Origin of the sequence: Streptomyces sp. NBC_00158 (genome assembly GCF_045160885.1) — a bacterium.
Lineage (GTDB): Bacteria > Actinomycetota > Actinomycetes > Streptomycetales > Streptomycetaceae > Streptomyces.
On the sequence record NZ_CP108161.1, the window covers coordinates 4,986,557 to 5,001,179 of the forward strand.

General features: G+C 74.2%; 14 protein-coding genes. 6 read left to right on the forward strand and 8 right to left on the reverse strand.

Annotated features, from left to right (window positions below; translation table 11 throughout):
- Positions 1-143 precede the first annotated feature (143 nt).
- Entirely contained in the window at positions 144-920 is a 777-nt protein-coding gene (locus OG553_RS22915) for a sulfite exporter TauE/SafE family protein (protein ID WP_405980776.1), read from the forward strand.
- 4 nt (positions 921-924) lie between these two features.
- Here OG553_RS22915 and OG553_RS22920 read toward each other — a convergent pair whose 3' ends face one another.
- The 4 genes from OG553_RS22920 to OG553_RS22935 all read right to left on the reverse strand — a co-directional run bounded on the left by OG553_RS22920 (position 925) and on the right by OG553_RS22935 (position 4,501).
- Complete coding sequence (locus OG553_RS22920) at positions 925-1,623, reverse strand: class F sortase (RefSeq protein WP_405980777.1); 699 nt, start codon at positions 1,621-1,623, stop codon at positions 925-927.
- Between the two features lie 130 nt (positions 1,624-1,753).
- Positions 1,754-2,296: a hypothetical protein gene (locus OG553_RS22925; protein ID WP_405980778.1), complete on the reverse strand. Its 543-nt coding sequence runs from the start codon at positions 2,294-2,296 to the stop codon at positions 1,754-1,756.
- 166 nt (positions 2,297-2,462) lie between these two features.
- Positions 2,463-3,845 carry an ATP-binding protein gene (locus OG553_RS22930; protein ID WP_405980779.1) on the reverse strand — a complete coding sequence of 461 codons (1,383 nt, stop codon included), beginning with the start codon at positions 3,843-3,845 and terminating at the stop codon, positions 2,463-2,465.
- Positions 3,842-4,501 carry a hypothetical protein gene (locus tag OG553_RS22935; RefSeq protein ID WP_405980780.1) on the reverse strand — a complete coding sequence of 220 codons (660 nt, stop codon included), beginning with the start codon at positions 4,499-4,501 and terminating at the stop codon, positions 3,842-3,844. Before OG553_RS22935 ends, OG553_RS22930 begins: the two co-directional genes overlap by 4 nt.
- Positions 4,502-4,669: 168 nt before the next feature.
- On the opposite strand from OG553_RS22935, the gene OG553_RS22940 reads away from it, so the two are divergent.
- Positions 4,670-5,119: a gamma-glutamylcyclotransferase family protein gene (locus tag OG553_RS22940; protein ID WP_405980781.1), complete on the forward strand. Its 450-nt coding sequence runs from the start codon at positions 4,670-4,672 to the stop codon at positions 5,117-5,119.
- 109 nt (positions 5,120-5,228) lie between these two features.
- Here the strand turns inward: OG553_RS22940 and dnaG are convergent, their stop codons facing one another.
- The 4 genes from dnaG to OG553_RS22960 form a co-directional block, all read right to left on the reverse strand.
- Positions 5,229-7,127, reverse strand: a complete 1,899-nt coding sequence (gene dnaG, locus OG553_RS22945; protein WP_405980782.1) for a DNA primase — start codon at positions 7,125-7,127, stop codon at positions 5,229-5,231.
- Positions 7,128-7,161: 34 nt separating this feature from the next.
- Positions 7,162-8,436, reverse strand: coding sequence for an NAD(P)/FAD-dependent oxidoreductase (locus OG553_RS22950; protein ID WP_405980783.1), 1,275 nt, complete (start codon positions 8,434-8,436; stop codon positions 7,162-7,164).
- 94 nt (positions 8,437-8,530) lie between these two features.
- On the reverse strand, positions 8,531-9,844 hold the full coding sequence (locus tag OG553_RS22955) for a deoxyguanosinetriphosphate triphosphohydrolase (RefSeq protein ID WP_405980784.1): 1,314 nt from the start codon (positions 9,842-9,844) through the stop codon (positions 8,531-8,533).
- A 56-nt stretch (positions 9,845-9,900) separates the two neighbouring features.
- Positions 9,901-10,614: a sirohydrochlorin chelatase gene (locus OG553_RS22960; protein ID WP_405980785.1), complete on the reverse strand. Its 714-nt coding sequence runs from the start codon at positions 10,612-10,614 to the stop codon at positions 9,901-9,903.
- Between the two features lie 313 nt (positions 10,615-10,927).
- Here OG553_RS22960 and OG553_RS22965 point away from each other — a divergent pair, with 313 nt between their 5' ends.
- From OG553_RS22965 to OG553_RS22980, 4 genes are all read left to right on the forward strand, one after another.
- Positions 10,928-11,668: a vancomycin high temperature exclusion protein gene (locus tag OG553_RS22965; RefSeq protein WP_405980786.1), complete on the forward strand. Its 741-nt coding sequence runs from the start codon at positions 10,928-10,930 to the stop codon at positions 11,666-11,668.
- Positions 11,669-11,740: 72 nt separating this feature from the next.
- Complete coding sequence (locus OG553_RS22970; RefSeq protein ID WP_405983110.1) at positions 11,741-12,505, forward strand: glucose 1-dehydrogenase; 765 nt, start codon at positions 11,741-11,743, stop codon at positions 12,503-12,505.
- Between the two features lie 352 nt (positions 12,506-12,857).
- A complete protein-coding gene (locus tag OG553_RS22975; RefSeq protein ID WP_405980787.1) occupies positions 12,858-13,625 on the forward strand; it encodes a hypothetical protein in 768 nt (255 codons plus the stop codon).
- An 84-nt stretch (positions 13,626-13,709) separates the two neighbouring features.
- A complete protein-coding gene (locus OG553_RS22980) occupies positions 13,710-14,450 on the forward strand; it encodes a hypothetical protein (RefSeq protein ID WP_405980788.1) in 741 nt (246 codons plus the stop codon).
- Positions 14,451-14,623 lie beyond the last annotated feature (173 nt).

The window sequence follows — 14,623 nt, forward strand, 5'->3', positions numbered from 1 at the left end:
CGCCGCATCGCCCCTGTTACCCGGACGGAACACCGACCTCAGCATCCGTGCCGGGGGTTCGTGAGGCCGGGGAACCTCAACCTTTGCGCAAGTTTTCGGGGATCGATGGTCCCTGCACCGATGCGGTACCTAGGGTCGTGGCCGTGCCTGACATATCAACGACCATGATCATCGTGCTGTGCGCGGCCGCCGCGGCGGCCGGCTGGATCGACGCGGTGGTCGGCGGCGGCGGACTGCTGCTCCTGCCGGCCCTGCTGCTCGGCCTGCCGAACGCCCAGCCCGCCGCCGTCCTCGGGACCAACAAGGCGGTGGCCATCGTCGGCACAGCCGGAGCGGCCGTCACCTACGCCCGCAAGACCCCGGTCGACGTGAAGCTGGCCGTCCGCATCGGCCTGGCCGCGCTCGCCGGTTCGATGGGCGGGGCCGCGCTCGCCGGCGGGATCAGCAAGGACGCCATGCGCCCGCTGATCATGGGCGTCCTGGTGGTCGTCGCCGCCGTGGTCATCTTCAAGCCGGGCTTCGGCGCCGCCCCCGCCGCCTCGCCCGTCTCCCGCGGCCGCGTCCTCCTCACCATCGCCCTCGCCGGCCTCGGCATCGGCTGCTACGACGGCCTCATCGGCCCCGGCACCGGCACCTTCCTGGTGCTGGCCCTGACCGCCCTGCTCCACCTCGACCTGGTCACCGCCTCCGCCACCGCCAAGATCGTCAACTGCTGCACCAACGCCGGGGCGCTCGCGATGTTCGCCTACCAGGGGATGGTGTTCTGGCAGCTGGCCGCCCTGATGGCCGTCTTCAACCTGGCCGGCGGCATGGTCGGCGCCCGGATGGCCCTGAAGAAGGGCAGCGGCTTCGTCCGCGGCGTACTGCTCACCGTGGTGGGCGCGCTGGTGGTGAAGCTCGGCCTCGAACAGTGGGGGTAGCCGATCAGGATTCCCCCGTGAGGTGGGCGAAGACCACCACGTTGCCCTGGTAGCCGGTGCGCGGCGAGAACGCGCCGCCGCAGGTGATCACCCTCAGCTCCGCACGCGGCGAGGGCCCGTACACGCGCCGGTCCGGGAAGGCCCCCGCGTCGTACACCTCGACCGCGTGGACGGTGAACACGGCCGTACGCCCGTCCGCGCGGTCGACCTCCACGGCCGCCCCCCGGCGCAGCGCGCCCAGGTGGTAGAAGACGGCCGGTCCGCTGGCGTGGTCGACGTGCCCCGCGATCACCGCGGTGCCCGTCGCGCCCGGCGTGGTCCCGTCCCGGTACCAGCCGGCCAGCTCGCGGCGGTCCGGCGGGGGCACTTCGAGGCTGCCGTCGCCGTCCAGGCCCAGACCGGTCAACGGGGCGTCCACCCGGATCGACGGGATCCGGATGCGCACGGGCGGGGAGCCGGGGAGCGGGTCGATGCTCCCGGGGTAGAGGGGCTGCGCGCTCAGCGCCTCGGCGGCGGAGGGCAGCGGGGGCCGCACGGTCACGGCCGAGCCGCTGCCGATGAGCCAGACCCCCGCGCAGACGGCCGCCGCGACCAGCGCGGCCCGTGTCGCGAGCGCCCCGGCGGAGCCCCTCGCGCGGTCCCCGGGACGTACGCTTCGCGGGGCTCGGGGGCGTCCCCGCAGGCCCGGGAAGCCGCCACGCATGCGCCGCACCCCCTCGTCTCGCCGTTCCTGGAGTGGCCGTCGCCCGGCCCCGCGAACGGGGGGACCTCGCGGGGCGGGCGACGGGGGGCGGTACCGGTCGGACCGCGGCCGCAGCCGCGGTGGGCGCCCGTCAGCTCCGCGTGCCGCTCGCCCGGCGACGCAGGAGCCAGGTACCGCCGACGGCGGCCGCGGCCAGCACTGCCGCTCCCGCCGCGATCTTGGCGGGGTCGGTGGCGGTGGTCGTGCCACCACCCACCCCGGTCCGTACGTGGCCCTGCGGGCCGCGTTCGGTGACGACCAGGTCGCCGGTGGCGAACTTGCCGTTCGCGCAGGTGGCGCCGATTCCGTAGGTGCCCGGCCGCAGGGCCCGGCCGATCCGGAACCGGCCCGTGACCACGTCCTCGCGGCCGCCCGGGGCCAGTTCGAACCGGCCGCCCTCCACCGTGCTGGCGTCGCCCTCGGCCCGGCTGCCGCGGCCGCAGGCCTTGGTGTGCACGGTGACGGTGGCGCCCGGCGCCGCCGACTTCGGCCAGACCTCCAGCACGGCGAAGTCCCCGGGCGCGAGGGGCGTCATGCCGAGCTCCGCGGCGGCCACCGCCCCGGCGACCGGCCCGGCGAAGGCGACGGCGGTCAGCGCGGTGGCGGTGAGCACGTGGGCGGTGCTGCGGCGCATGGGTACTCCAGGGGACACGGGGTCGTGATCCGAGGTAAACCGGCCTGCCCGCGCAGCGCCTGCCGAACCTGCGCAGAATCCCGTCCGCGACACCCAGAACGAGGGCGTCCGTGCAGGTCAGGGTCGTGCAGGGGCATCCGTGTGCGCCCACGCCGTCCGGGTGACGTCAGGCCGGCGGCAGGGTCACCACGGCTGCCGCGCCCGCCGGTCCGGGGTTCGACAGGGCCACCTCGGCGCCGATCACCCGGGCCTGCCCGAAGGCGATCGTCAGCCCGAGCCCGGTGCCCTGGCCCCGCTCCGGCGTGCCCGTCACGAACCGCCGGGGCCCCTCGCGCAGCAACGTCGGGGGATAGCCCGGACCGTCCTGGTCCCGGACGGTCACCGAGGTCCCCGACACCGTCACCGTGATCGGGCCGCTGCCGTGCCGCCGGGCGTTGACCAGCAGGTTCGTCAGGATCCGCTCCAGCCGCCGGGCATCGGTGCGCACCAGCACCGCGCCCGGCCGCCCGGCGGTCCCGTCTGCCCCGGGCACGTCGGCTCCGGGCACGTCGGCTCCGGGCACGTCCGCACCGGCCGCCTCCGCACGGGGCGGCTCCGCACCGACCACCCGCGCCGTCACCCCCGACCGCTCCGTGATCGAGGCCACCAGCGGCCCCAGCGCGTGCACCTCCAGCCGCGCCTCCTCCCGGTCGGCGTCCAGCCGGGCCACCTCCAGCAGGTCCTCCGTCAGCGTCCGCAGCGCCGCGACCCGGTCCCGGACCAGCTCCGTCGGCCGCCCGGCGGGCAGCAGCTCGGCCGCCGTGTGCAGGCCCGTCAGCGGGGTCCGCAGCTCGTGCGCCACGTCCGCCGTGAACCGCTGCTCCGCCTCCAGCCGCCGCTGGAGGCTGGCCGCCATGGTGTCCACCGCCGAGGACAGCTCGGCCACCTCGTCCCGGCTCCCCGGCGGCCCCGCCGGGCCGATCCGGGCGTCCAGATCGCCCGCGCTGATCCGCCGGGCCGTCTCGGCGGCCGTCCGCAGCTCCTTGCTGAGCCGGCTGGCCAGCAGCGCCCCGCCGACCGCCGCCAGCGCCACCACGCCCGTCACGGAGGCGATCAGCTGCGCGTCCAGCTCCTCCAGCTCGGCCTGCTCGGCCGCCAGGGACTGCCGCACCGTCAGCACGTGCCCGCTGCCCACCGGCCGGGCCGCCCACACCGCCGGGTCCGCTCCGGTCAGGTCGAGGTAGGTGGTGCGGCGCCCGTCCAGGGCCGCCCCGCGCAGCTCCTGCGGGGTGGCGGGGCAGTCGATCCGGGCGTCGGCCTCCCCGACCTTGTCGGAGTCGAGCCGCCCGGTGATCTCGTAGATCTGCCGTACGCGGACCAGCTGTTCGACCGCGCTCTTGCGGGCGGCGTCGGACACCTGCCGCACCCGGGCCTCGTGGATCAGGACGCCGATGGTGACGGCGACCAGGGAACAGCCCACCGCCAGCAGGGCGGCGATCTTCCAGCGCAGCCCGAGGGCGCGCAGCCACCGCCGGCAGCCGGAGGGCACGTCCAGGAGCCGGGCCCTCACGAGGGGTCCTGGGGCTTGGTGTAGCGGCGTTCGTCGTTGACCACCGTCATGCGGGTGCCGTCCCAGTGGTAGCGGACGACCTGCTCGGAGCCGTCCTCGGGGGCGGTGCGGACCAGCAGGTCATGGCCGATGGACTCGGCGTCCATCCGTCGCCCGATGGTGAACAGGATGGGGACGATCCGCTCGCCCCGGGCGGCGTACACGCTGAGCGCGGTGCGGCCGGTCTCGGTGTCGGCGGCGACGACCATCTCCTGCTTCCCGTCCCCGGTCAGGTCGAGGTAGACCGGCGGACGGACCCCGGCCCGGCCCGGGGCGTTGATCACCCCCTTGCCGGTGAGCACCTTCATCCGCTTGTCCGCCTTCACCACGGCCATCACGTCCACCGACGCCAGCCCCCCGGGACCCACCTCGGGCGCGTCCGGCAGCGGCTCGGGCGGCGGCTGGCGGGTGCCGGTGGCCGCCCCGGGCGCGCGCGGGGAGTCCTCGGACCAGACCGGCCACAGCGCCTCCGGCTGCGGCTGCGGGGAGACCGGCGCCACGGGCTCGCCCGGGGCGAGCCCGCCGGGCGCGGCGCAGCCCGCCGCCGCCGACGCGGCGGCGCAGATCAGCACGGCGACGGCGGTGGCGGCGCGGGAGCGGTGGGGGGATCGCGTCATGGGGGGAGGGGGTGGGGTCGGGAAACGGGCGGAACCTGACGTTATGGGGCGCCCGTCACGGGAGCCGGGAGATCGTGTAACAGCGGTGCGTACGGTGGGGGTGCGCGGCGAAGACGGGCCTTTGGGCCCGGACCCCGCACCGTCCAGTAGTAGTCGAGGGAGGGCCCTGTGGCATCGGTCGATCGGCCGGGATCCGGACCGGGGTCCGGCGTACTGCCGTTCTTCGTCTACGGGACGCTGCGGCCGGGGGAGGTCAACCACGACCTCTTCCTCAAGGGCCGCACGGCGGCCGAGGAACCCGCCCGTCTGCCGGACGCGGCACTGTACGAGGGCCCCGGCTACCCGTACGCCGTCGACCGCCCCGGCTCCGGCATAGCCGGGGAGCTGATCACCGCCGCGCCGGGGGCGTACGCGGAACTGCTGGTCGCGCTGGACCTGCTGGAGGAGTACGCCGGCCCCGGCCGCCCGGGGAACGTCTACGACCGGGTCGCCCGCGAGGCCGTGCGCCCCGACGGCAGCCGGGTCCTGGCCTGGGTCTACCTGGCGGCCGCCCCGCTGGCCCGCCGCCTCGCGGCGACCGGCACCGAGATCCCGGGCGGGGACTGGCTGCGGCGGTAGCCCCCGGCGGTCCGGGGACGGAGGCCCCGGCGGGGGACCGGTGGGACCGCTCGGCGGCGCGGCCCTGCCGGGTGCCGCCGGGCGGGGACCGCGGCGGTGGGCCCGGCGGTCAGAGCCCTTCGGCGCCGCGGTTGCGCAGGCGCTGCCCGTACTGCTGGAGCACCCACAGCTCCTGCTGGATCGCCGCGTGCTGCTCCGGCGGGGCCTGCGGGCTCAGCCGGGTCATGGCGCCCTGGATCTCCAGGACCCGGCGGTCGACGGCGCGCAGCCGGACCTGCACGAGCTGGACGCCCGCGTAGACCTCGTCCACCGTCTTGGTGTGGATGGCCTCCACCGCCAGCTCCGTGACCATCGCGCGGACCGTGTCGTTCGGAGCGGCCTCGCGCACCCGGACCAGGTAGTCCTCGGTGCCCTGCGACGCGCCGCCCGCGTCCTGGATGGCCTGCCGGACCGCCGCGTAGGGCGGGGCGGTGAACTCGTCGGTCCCGTACGCGTCGAACGCGGGGGAGACCAGGGCCGGCCGCTGGAGCGCCAGCTTGAGGAGCTCGCGCTCGGTGCGGTGGGCGGGGCTGCGCAGGTTCAGCGCGGGCCCGCCGCCGACGGCCGCCGCCGGCGGCGCGGGGGCCGGTTCCTGGGGGCGGCCCCGGCCCTGCTGCGGCTGGCCGCCGCGCTCGCGCGCCCAGCGCGCCAGCTGCGCCACCCGCTTGACCACGAACTGCTCGTCCAGGATGCCCAGCATCCCGGCCAGCTGGACGGCCGACTCGTGCTGGATCGAGAGGTCCTTGATGCTGGCGACGACCGGCGCGGCCTCGGCCAGCGCGGCCGCCCGCCCCGCCGGGTTCTCCAGGTTGTGGCGGGCCACGATGTGCCGCAGCGCGAACTCGAACAGCGGGGTCCGCGCGTCCACCAGCCCGGCCACCGCCGCGTCGCCCTGCGCGAGGCGCAGGTCGCAGGGGTCCATGCCGCCCGGGGCGATGGTGATGGAGGTCTCCGCCGCGAACTTCTGGTCGTCCTCGAACGCCCGCAGCGCGGCCTTCTGCCCGGCCGCGTCACCGTCGAAGGTGAAGATCACCTCGGCGGTCGCGTTGTCCATCAGCAGCCGCCGCAGGATCTTGATGTGGTCCCCGCCGAACGCCGTGCCGCAGGTGGCGATGGCGGTGGTGACCCCGGCCAGGTGACAGGCCATGACGTCCGTGTAGCCCTCGACGACCACGGCCCGGGAGGTCTTCGCGATCTCCTTCTTCGCCAGGTCGATGCCGTACAGCACCTGGGACTTCTTGTAGATCGCCGTCTCGGGGGTGTTCAGGTACTTCGGCCCGTTGTCGTCCTCGCGCAGCTTGCGCGCGCCGAAGCCGACCACCTCGCCGCTGATGTCCCGGATCGGCCACATGAGCCGGCCCCGGAAGCGGTCGATGGGCTTGCCGCTGCGGCTGTCCTGGGACAGCCCGGAGAGGATCAGCTCCTTGTCGGAGAAGCCCTTGCCGCGCAGGAACCGGGTCAGGTGGTCCCAGCCGGCCGGGCTGTAGCCCACGCCGAAGTGCTGCGCCGCCGCCTGGTCGAAGCCGCGCTCCGCCAGGAAGCGGCGGGCGATCTCGGCCTCGGCGCCGCCGAGCTGGTCCGCGTAGAAGAGGGCGGCGGCCTTGTGGGCCTCGACCAGGCGGATCCGCTCGCCGCGGCCGCTGGTGCCGGCGGTGTAGCCGCCCTCCTCGTACCGCAGGGTGATGCCGGCCTGGCCGGCCAGCCGCTCGACCGCCTCCGAGAAGGAGAGGTGGTCGATCTTCATGATGAAGTCGAGGGTGTCCCCGCCGGCCTGGCAGCCGAAGCAGTGGTAGAAGCCCTTGCTGGGGCTGACCTGGAAGGACGGGGACTTCTCGTCGTGGAAGGGGCACAGGCCCTTGAGGTTGCCGCCGCCGGCGTTGCGGAGCTGGAGGTACTCGGAGACCACGGCGTCGATCGGGACCGCGTCCCGTACCGCCTTCACGTCGTCGTCGTTGATCCGTCCAGCCACCCGTGAATTCTACGGCCGGGCGGCGGCAAACCCGTCAGGCCCCCTCGGCCGGCACCAGGGAGTCAAGCGGAACAGACGGGTCCGCCAGTTTGTCGCGATCCACCGGCGCCTTCGACCTGATCAGGGCCTGGATGGGCTCGGCGACGTCCCACACGTTCACGTTCATCCCGGCCAGCACCCGGCCGTCCGACAGCCAGAACGCGACGAACTCCCGCTTGCCCACGTCCCCGCGCACCAGCACCTGGTCGTAGCCGCCCGCCGGGGCGTACCCCGAGTACTCCAGGCCCACGTCGTACTGGTCGGAGAAGAAGTACGGCACCCGCTCGTACGACACCTCCTGCCCCAGCATCGCCCGCGCGGCGGCCGGGCCGCCGTTGAGGGCGTTGGCCCAGTGCTCCACGCGCAGCCGGGTGCCCAGCGCCGGATGGTGGGCGGCGGCCACGTCCCCGACCGCGTACACGTCCGGGTCGGAGGTGCGCAGCGAGGCGTCCACGGCGATGCCGCCGCCGTGCTCCCGGTCCACCAGGGCCAGCCCCGAGGTCTCGGCGAGCGCGGTACGCGGCGCCGCCCCGATCGCGGCGAGCACCGCGTGCGCCGGGTGCTCCTCCCCGTCGTCGGTGCGGGCGGCCATCACCATGCCGTCCTGGCCGACGATCTCCGTCAGCCGCGCTCCGAAGTGGAACCGCACCCCGTGCTCGGTGTGCAGGTCGGTGAAGAGCCGGCCGACCTCCGGGCCGAGCACCGCGTGCAGCGGGGTGGCCAGCGGCTCGACCACGGTCACCTCGGCGCCGTAGCCGCGCGCGGCAGCCGCGACCTCCAGGCCGATCCAGCCCGCGCCCGCGATCAGCAGGTGGCCGTTGTCCCGGCCCAGCGAGGTCAGTGCCTTGCGCAGCAGGTCGGCGTGGGCCAGCCGGCGCAGGTGGTGCACCCCGGCCAGGCCGGTGCCCGGGATGTCCAGGCGGCGGGGCTCGGCACCGGTGGCCAGCAGCAGCTTGTCGTAGTGCATCAGGGTGCCGTCGCCCAGCCGCACCGTCTTGGCCTCCCGGTCCAGGTGCACCGCGGGCTGGCCCAGGTGCAGCTCGACGTCGGCGCCCGCGTACCAGGACGGCTTGTGTACGAAGACGCTGTCGCGCTCCTCCTTGCCCAGCAGGTAGCCCTTGGACAGCGGGGGCCGCTCGTAGGGATGGTCGCGCTCGTCGCCGATCAGGATCACCCGGCCGGTGAACCCCTCCGCCCTCAGCGTTTCGGCGGCCTTGGCCCCGGCCAGCCCCGCGCCGACGATGATGAACGTCTCGTTTGCGTCGACCACCTGATGCCTCCTCATAACCCATCGGCCACTTGCGGCCACCTTGCGAGCGTCCCGCACCCAGCCTGCCGCGTGAAGGGGGAGTGGCCCGATCGGCTCACCCTTCGGCGCGCCGCCCGCGTCGGGTGAGGCGGGCGTGCAGTGAGCGTGCGGACGCGTCGGTCAGGCAGGCGATCTGGTCGATGACCGCGCGTTTGCGGGCCTTGTCGTCCGCCGCCGCGTCGAAGATCGCCCGGAACTGGGGGTCCAGGCCCTCCGGAGCGCGGGCGCTGAGCGCCTCCGCCAGTTCGGCCAGGACGATGCGCTGGTCGGCCCGCAGCCGTTCCTGCTCGTCGCGCTGCATCACGTACAGGTCCGCCACCGCCTTGAGGACCGCGCACTCGTTGCGCGCCTCGCGCGGTACGACCAGCTCCGCCGCGTAGCGGGTGAGCCGGCCGGAGCCGTACGCCTCGCGGGTGGCGCCCTCGGCGGCCAGGCAGAAGCGGCCGATCAGCTGGCTGGTGGCGTCCTTCAGGCGGGCCTGCGCCACCGCCGAGCCGTCGTAGCCGTGCGGCCACCAGTCCTCCTCCATCAGCCGGTCCAGCGCCTCGCGCAGCTCCTCCGGGGAGGTGTCGGCGGGCACGTAGCGGCCGATCGCGACCTGCCAGATGGCGGCCCGCTCGGGCTCGGCGAACAGCATGTTGGGGTCGAGGTGGCCGGCGTGGAGTCCGTCCTCGAAGTCGTGCACGGAGTACGCGACGTCGTCCGACCAGTCCATCACCTGGGCCTCGAAGCACTTGCGGTCGGCGGGCGCGCCGCGCCGCAGCCACTCGAAGACCGGCAGGTCGTCCTCGTAGGCCCCGAACTTCACCGAGTCCGGGTCGGTGGGGTGGCCGCCGCGCGCCCAGGGGTACTTGGTGGCCGCGTCCAGGCAGGCGCGGGTCAGGTTGAGGCCGACGCTCAGCTGCCCGCCGTCCGGTCCCGTGACGAACCGCTTGGGCTCCAGCCGGGTCAGCAGGCGCAGCGACTGGGCGTTGCCCTCGAAGCCGCCGCAGTCCTTGGCGAACTCGTTGAGCGCCTCCTCGCCGTTGTGCCCGAACGGCGGGTGGCCCATGTCGTGGGAGAGGCAGGCCGCTTCGACGAGGTCGGGGTCGCAGCCGAGGGCCGCCCCGAGCTCCCGGCCGACCTGCGCGCACTCCAGGGAGTGCGTCAGCCGGGTGCGGGGGCTGGCGTCCCAGTCGAAGGAACGCGTGCCGGGGGTGACGACCTGGGTCTTCCCGGCGAGGCGGCGCAGCGCGGCCGAGTGCAGCACCCGGGCGCGGTCGCGCTGGAAGGCGGTGCGGCCGGGCCGTTTGTCCGGCTCGGCGGCCCATCGCTCGGTGGCGGCCGGACCGTAGGACTCGTAGGCGGGGACGTGCGCGGTGCCTTCCATGCTGAGACGTTAACCGGAGTCACCGACAATCCGAGCAATCCGAACCTACGCGGCCTTTACGCGGTGGCCAGTTCCGGCTCCCGCGCGCTGCGGGCGAGGGCTTCGTCGTAGCGGCGCAGCACCAGCCGGGCGAGTGCCGGGTGCGCGCCGAGCGGGGCCGACGCCGGGCCGGTGGCGGCGGCCGCGCTCGCGGAGGCGAACCGGCCCGGGGCGACGAAGCAGGAGGCCACGGCGGCCCGGTGGTACCCCCGGGCCGCCAGCGCCCGGACGGCGTCGGGCACGCCGGGGGCGGCCGCCGACGCGTACGCGGGGACCACGGGGACCCCGTCGAGCCGCTCGGAGAGCAGTGCGGCGACGCGGCCGGTGTCGGCGGCGGAGTCGGGGTCGAGGGAGCCGGCCGAGGCCAGCACCACGGCCGTGCCCGGGGTCCAGCCGGCCTCCAGGAGGCGCTCGAACAGGGCCTCGACGAGAAGGGGGTGGGGGCCGAGGGGGTCGGCGGTCCGGATCGGCAGGTGCGGGGCGCGGGCCGCGGCGGCGGGGAGGTCCCGCTTGACGTGGGTGCCGCGTCCGAGCAGCAGCGGTACGAGGACGGCCGGTCCGGCGGCGTCCCGCAGGGTGTCGGCGAGCAGCGGCCGGTTCAGTTCGATGTGGCCGAGGCGGACGTCGAGGGCCGGGCGGAGCTCGCGGACGCGTTCGAGCAGGGCGAGGACGGTGTGCGGGGCGCGTGGGTCGCGGCTGCCGTGGGCCACGGCGACGAGGGTGGGGTGCATGCGGGGACTCCGTGGTGCCGGGCGCGTGGCGGGCGCAGGCCGCTGAGCTGGGTGCCGAGCTGGTCGGTGATCCGGGTCAGCAGCTCGGCCGCGCTGCCGAAGGGGAAGGACTGGGTGGCGGGAGGGTGCACCGGCTCCGTCATGGACCGATCCTGCGGGGTGCGGATTGCGTGGGCGTTGCGCGGGGGTGACGGGTGGTTTCCTGCTCCTCACTCGGTCATTCGTACGAGTGAAGGGCGGGGCGGGTGGAACTGGGGGGCGGGGATGGTTCGTCAATCCGTGCGAAAGGCGTGCGGGACGAGGGGAATCGGTCATGGGGGAGCGGGAGCGGGAGCGGAAGCGGGCGGGGCGGTTCGGCGTCGGCCGCTGGCGGACGGGGCTGCGGACCGTGGGGGTGCTGCGGACGGTGCGGGGGCGGCGGCGGGCCGTGCAGGCGGTGATGGTGCTGTGCGTGCTGGCCCTGCTGCCCTCGACGTGGACGCACGCGGTGGCCGCCGACCGGCTTCGGACGACCGCGGAGGCGCCCGACGCCGGGGTGGCGGTGGTCTTCGGGGCCGGCCTGTGGAAGGGCCGCCCGACCCCGTACCTGGCGTACCGGCTGGACGCGGCCGTGGAGCTCTACCGGGCGGGCAAGGTGAAGGTGGTCCTGGTGACCGGCGACAACAGCCGTACCGAGTACGACGAGCCGGGCGCGATGCGGACGTACCTCAGGGGGCACGGCATACCCGACGACCGGATCGTCAGCGACTACGCCGGATTCGACACCTGGGACTCCTGCGTACGGGTCCGGGAGATATTCGGGGTGCGCCGGGCGGCGCTGGTCAGCCAGCACTTCCACATCCACCGCGCGGTGGCCCTGTGCCGGGCGGCGGGCGTGGACTCCTACGGCGTCGGCGTGGACGACGAGCACGACGCCACCTGGTACTACGGCGGCGCCCGCGAGGTCTTCGCGGCCGGCAAGGCGGCCCTGGACGCGGCCTTCCGGCCGGAGCCGAGGTTCCTCGGCCCGAAGGAAGAGGGGGTGTCGCGGGTCCTGGCCGCTCTGGCAGACTGACGCCGCAATCGGCATATGCCGATTAGTCATATACCGATGTGTCTGTCTGCGTCAGGGGTGTGGATCGTGGCTGTGGTGGATCTGAGCGGCAAGGTCGTCGTCGTCACCGGTGGGGCCAGGGGCCTGGGCGCGGCGGCCGCGCAGGCGGTCGTCGACGGCGGCGGCCGGGTGCTGATCACCGACCTGCTGGAGGCCGAGGGCGCCGAGACCGCCGCCAAGCTCGGCGACGCGGCCCGCTTCCTGCGGCACGACGTGACCAGCGAGGCCGACTGGACGGCGGCGCTGGAGTACGCGGTCGCCGAGTTCGGCCGGATCGACGGGCTCGTCAACAACGCCGGCATCTCCACCGGCCAGTTCCTGGAACACGAGAGCGTCGAGCACTTCCGCCAGGTCATCGAGGTCAACCTGGTCGGCGTGTTCATAGGCATCAAGACCGCGATACCCCTGCTGCGGGCGAACGGCGGCGGATCCGTGGTCAACATCTCCTCCGCGGCCGGCCTCACCGGCCTCGCCCTCACCGCCGGCTACGGAGCCTCCAAGTGGGGCGTGCGCGGACTGTCGAAGATCGGCGCCGTCGAACTCGCCGAGGCGAAGATCCGCGTCAACTCCGTCCACCCGGGCATGACCCTGACCCCGATGACCGCCCCGGTCGGCATCCAGGCCGGCGAGGGCAACTACCCCGGCGCCCCCCTGGGCCGGGTGGGCGTCCCCGAGGAGACAGCGGCCGCCGTCGCCTTCCTCCTCTCCGACGCGGCCGGCTACATCACCGGCGCCGAACTCGCCGTCGACGGCGGCTGGACGGCCGGCCTCACGGTCAAGTACCTCACCGGCCAGTAGCCGGGCTCACCGGGTCGGGCGCGCCAGATCGATGTCGATGCCGAAGGGCACGCTCGTCTTGAGGCGCTCCCGGTGGGGGCGTAGGTGCAGGTGGCCGTCAGTTGATTCGACTGTTGGCCGTGGCTGACTGTCGGCTGCCTCGTATGGGTGAACGGGAGGCGCCGTAGGCACGGTGGTTTCGTTGAGACGTCAGTCTGAGTGGGGAACGTCCGTGCTGGTGTAGGGGATGGGGAGGGGGTGGCCGATGGCGCGCGGTGGGAGAGAGCGGAAGCCGAAGCGCGCACTGCGCGCGCTGGCTGCGCCGTTCACCGTGTCCGCTCCCGCGGGTGCGCGGATCAGGGATCGCCTGCGCGTGTCTGCTGACGATGCCCGGGTCTTGCGGGTCGTCGGCGAACATCTCGGTGGGTGCGCCCGTGCCGATCTTGCTGAGCGGGTGCGGATCGGCAAGGTAGCGGTGAAGGAGAATCGGCGGGCGGAGCGCAAGCGGGCGCTGACGAAGGTCTCGTCATCGCGCTGGGCGGGGGCGATCACCCGCGCCAGTGAGGACCAGTACCAGCTCTCCCTGCGGTGCCTGTTCGATGAGCGGGCTTCCCTGCGCCGGGCCACCGCCAGGATCCGTCAGCGTCTTGCGGTGCCGTGCGGGCATCGTGCGGGCGGTGTCCGGGGCTACCTGAACCAGGCCGAACGCGCACAGAGGCAGCGCCGGTTGCAGGTGCTCACCGCGCGCCTGGTCGACGTGGAGACCCGTATCGAGGCCGGGCGTCCAGCGATCGTCGTGGGCGGTCGGCGGTTCGTCAAAGTGCGGCACCACCTCACGGCCGCCGGTCTCATCGAATCCGGGTGGCGGGAGCGGTGGGAGGCGGCCCGACTGTTCCTGACTGCCGACGGGGAGTCCGGGGCCCCGTACGGGAACTACACGATCAGCGTGGGCCCGGTCGAGGGCACGGTCACGATCGTTCTTCCCGAACCCTTGCGGCACCTGGCGAACGCGCCACGCGACCGCTACCGCCTCACCTGCACCGTCACCTTCAACCACCGCCGCGAGGAATGGCTGGACCGGGTCACCGCCCACCAAGCGGTGCGCTACGACATCACCCACGACCCCGAACGTGGCCGCTGATATCTCGACGCGTCCTGGTCCAACCCGAAAGCGGTCCTGCCCACCCCGGCCGAGCTGGCCGCCACTGGTGTGCGGCTGCTGGCCGTGGACCTCAACGCAGGCCACCTCGCCGCATGCGTCATCGACACGCACGGCAACCCGGTGGGCCAGCCCGTCACCGTGCCCGCCGACCTGACCGGACCCACATCACAACGCGACGGACGACTGCGGGCCGCCATCACCACGCTCATCGACCTCGCCCGCCAGCATGGCTGTGCCGGTCTGGCGATCGAGAGTCTGGGCTTCGACGATGCCCGCGCGATCGGGCGCGAAACCATGGGCCGCGGCAGTCGCGGCAAGGCCTTTCGCCACACCGTGGCCGGACTCCCCACCGCCGGCTTCCGGGAACGCGTACGCGGCATGGCCCACCACGTCGGACTCGTCGTGGTTGCGGTCGATCCCGCCTATACCTCCCGTTGGGGAGCACAGCACTGGAAGCAGCCTCTCCAGCAGCAGTCGAAGACCGTCGTCGTCACCGGCCACCACGCGGCCGCGGTGGCGATCGGCAGGCGCGCCCTCGGACACGGGCTACGGCGTCGGCCAGGTGTGACCGCACACGACCAGAGGATCGTGGCGCGGAGAGCTACCGGCCAGACCGTCCCCCACCCCAGGGCGCGCGGGACCGCGAGCCCGCCGAGGACCACAGGCACGCCCCACCAAGGCAGCAAGACCTGCCGGGACCGAAACGACCAGCTCGCGCTGCTCCCCGTTTCCCAAGACCGTTCGGGGAGACAACCGGCCGGCCCGGTTCACGGCGATCCGGCCAACAGCGGCCAACATCGCTAGGAACGGTAGAGCCACTCGGGCAGCGTGGCGGTCATGGTCTCCTCCAGTCCTGACCTCGCCAGCCTAGCCATGCCGGGCTGCGGGCGGGGCTCCATCCGGTCCCGCTCACCGGGCCGGGCCGGGACCTGGGAGACCGGCGTACCCAGCGCGTAACGCGGGGCGAAGCCCCCGCG

What these genes read in the sequence shown, in the direction of transcription:
- OG553_RS22920 (WP_405980777.1), bottom strand. Translation starts at nt 1,623, where the DNA reads ATGCGTGGCGGCTTCCCGGGCCTGCGGGGACGCCCCCGAGCCCCGCGA.
- OG553_RS22925 (WP_405980778.1), bottom strand. Translation starts at nt 2,296, where the DNA reads ATGCGCCGCAGCACCGCCCACGTGCTCACCGCCACCGCGCTGACCGCC.
- OG553_RS22935 (WP_405980780.1), bottom strand. Translation starts at nt 4,501, where the DNA reads ATGACGCGATCCCCCCACCGCTCCCGCGCCGCCACCGCCGTCGCCGTG.
- OG553_RS22955 (WP_405980784.1), bottom strand. Translation starts at nt 9,844, where the DNA reads ATGGAAGGCACCGCGCACGTCCCCGCCTACGAGTCCTACGGTCCGGCC.
- OG553_RS22960 (WP_405980785.1), bottom strand. Translation starts at nt 10,614, where the DNA reads ATGCACCCCACCCTCGTCGCCGTGGCCCACGGCAGCCGCGACCCACGC.
- OG553_RS22965 (WP_405980786.1), top strand. Translation starts at nt 10,928, where the DNA reads ATGGGGGAGCGGGAGCGGGAGCGGAAGCGGGCGGGGCGGTTCGGCGTC.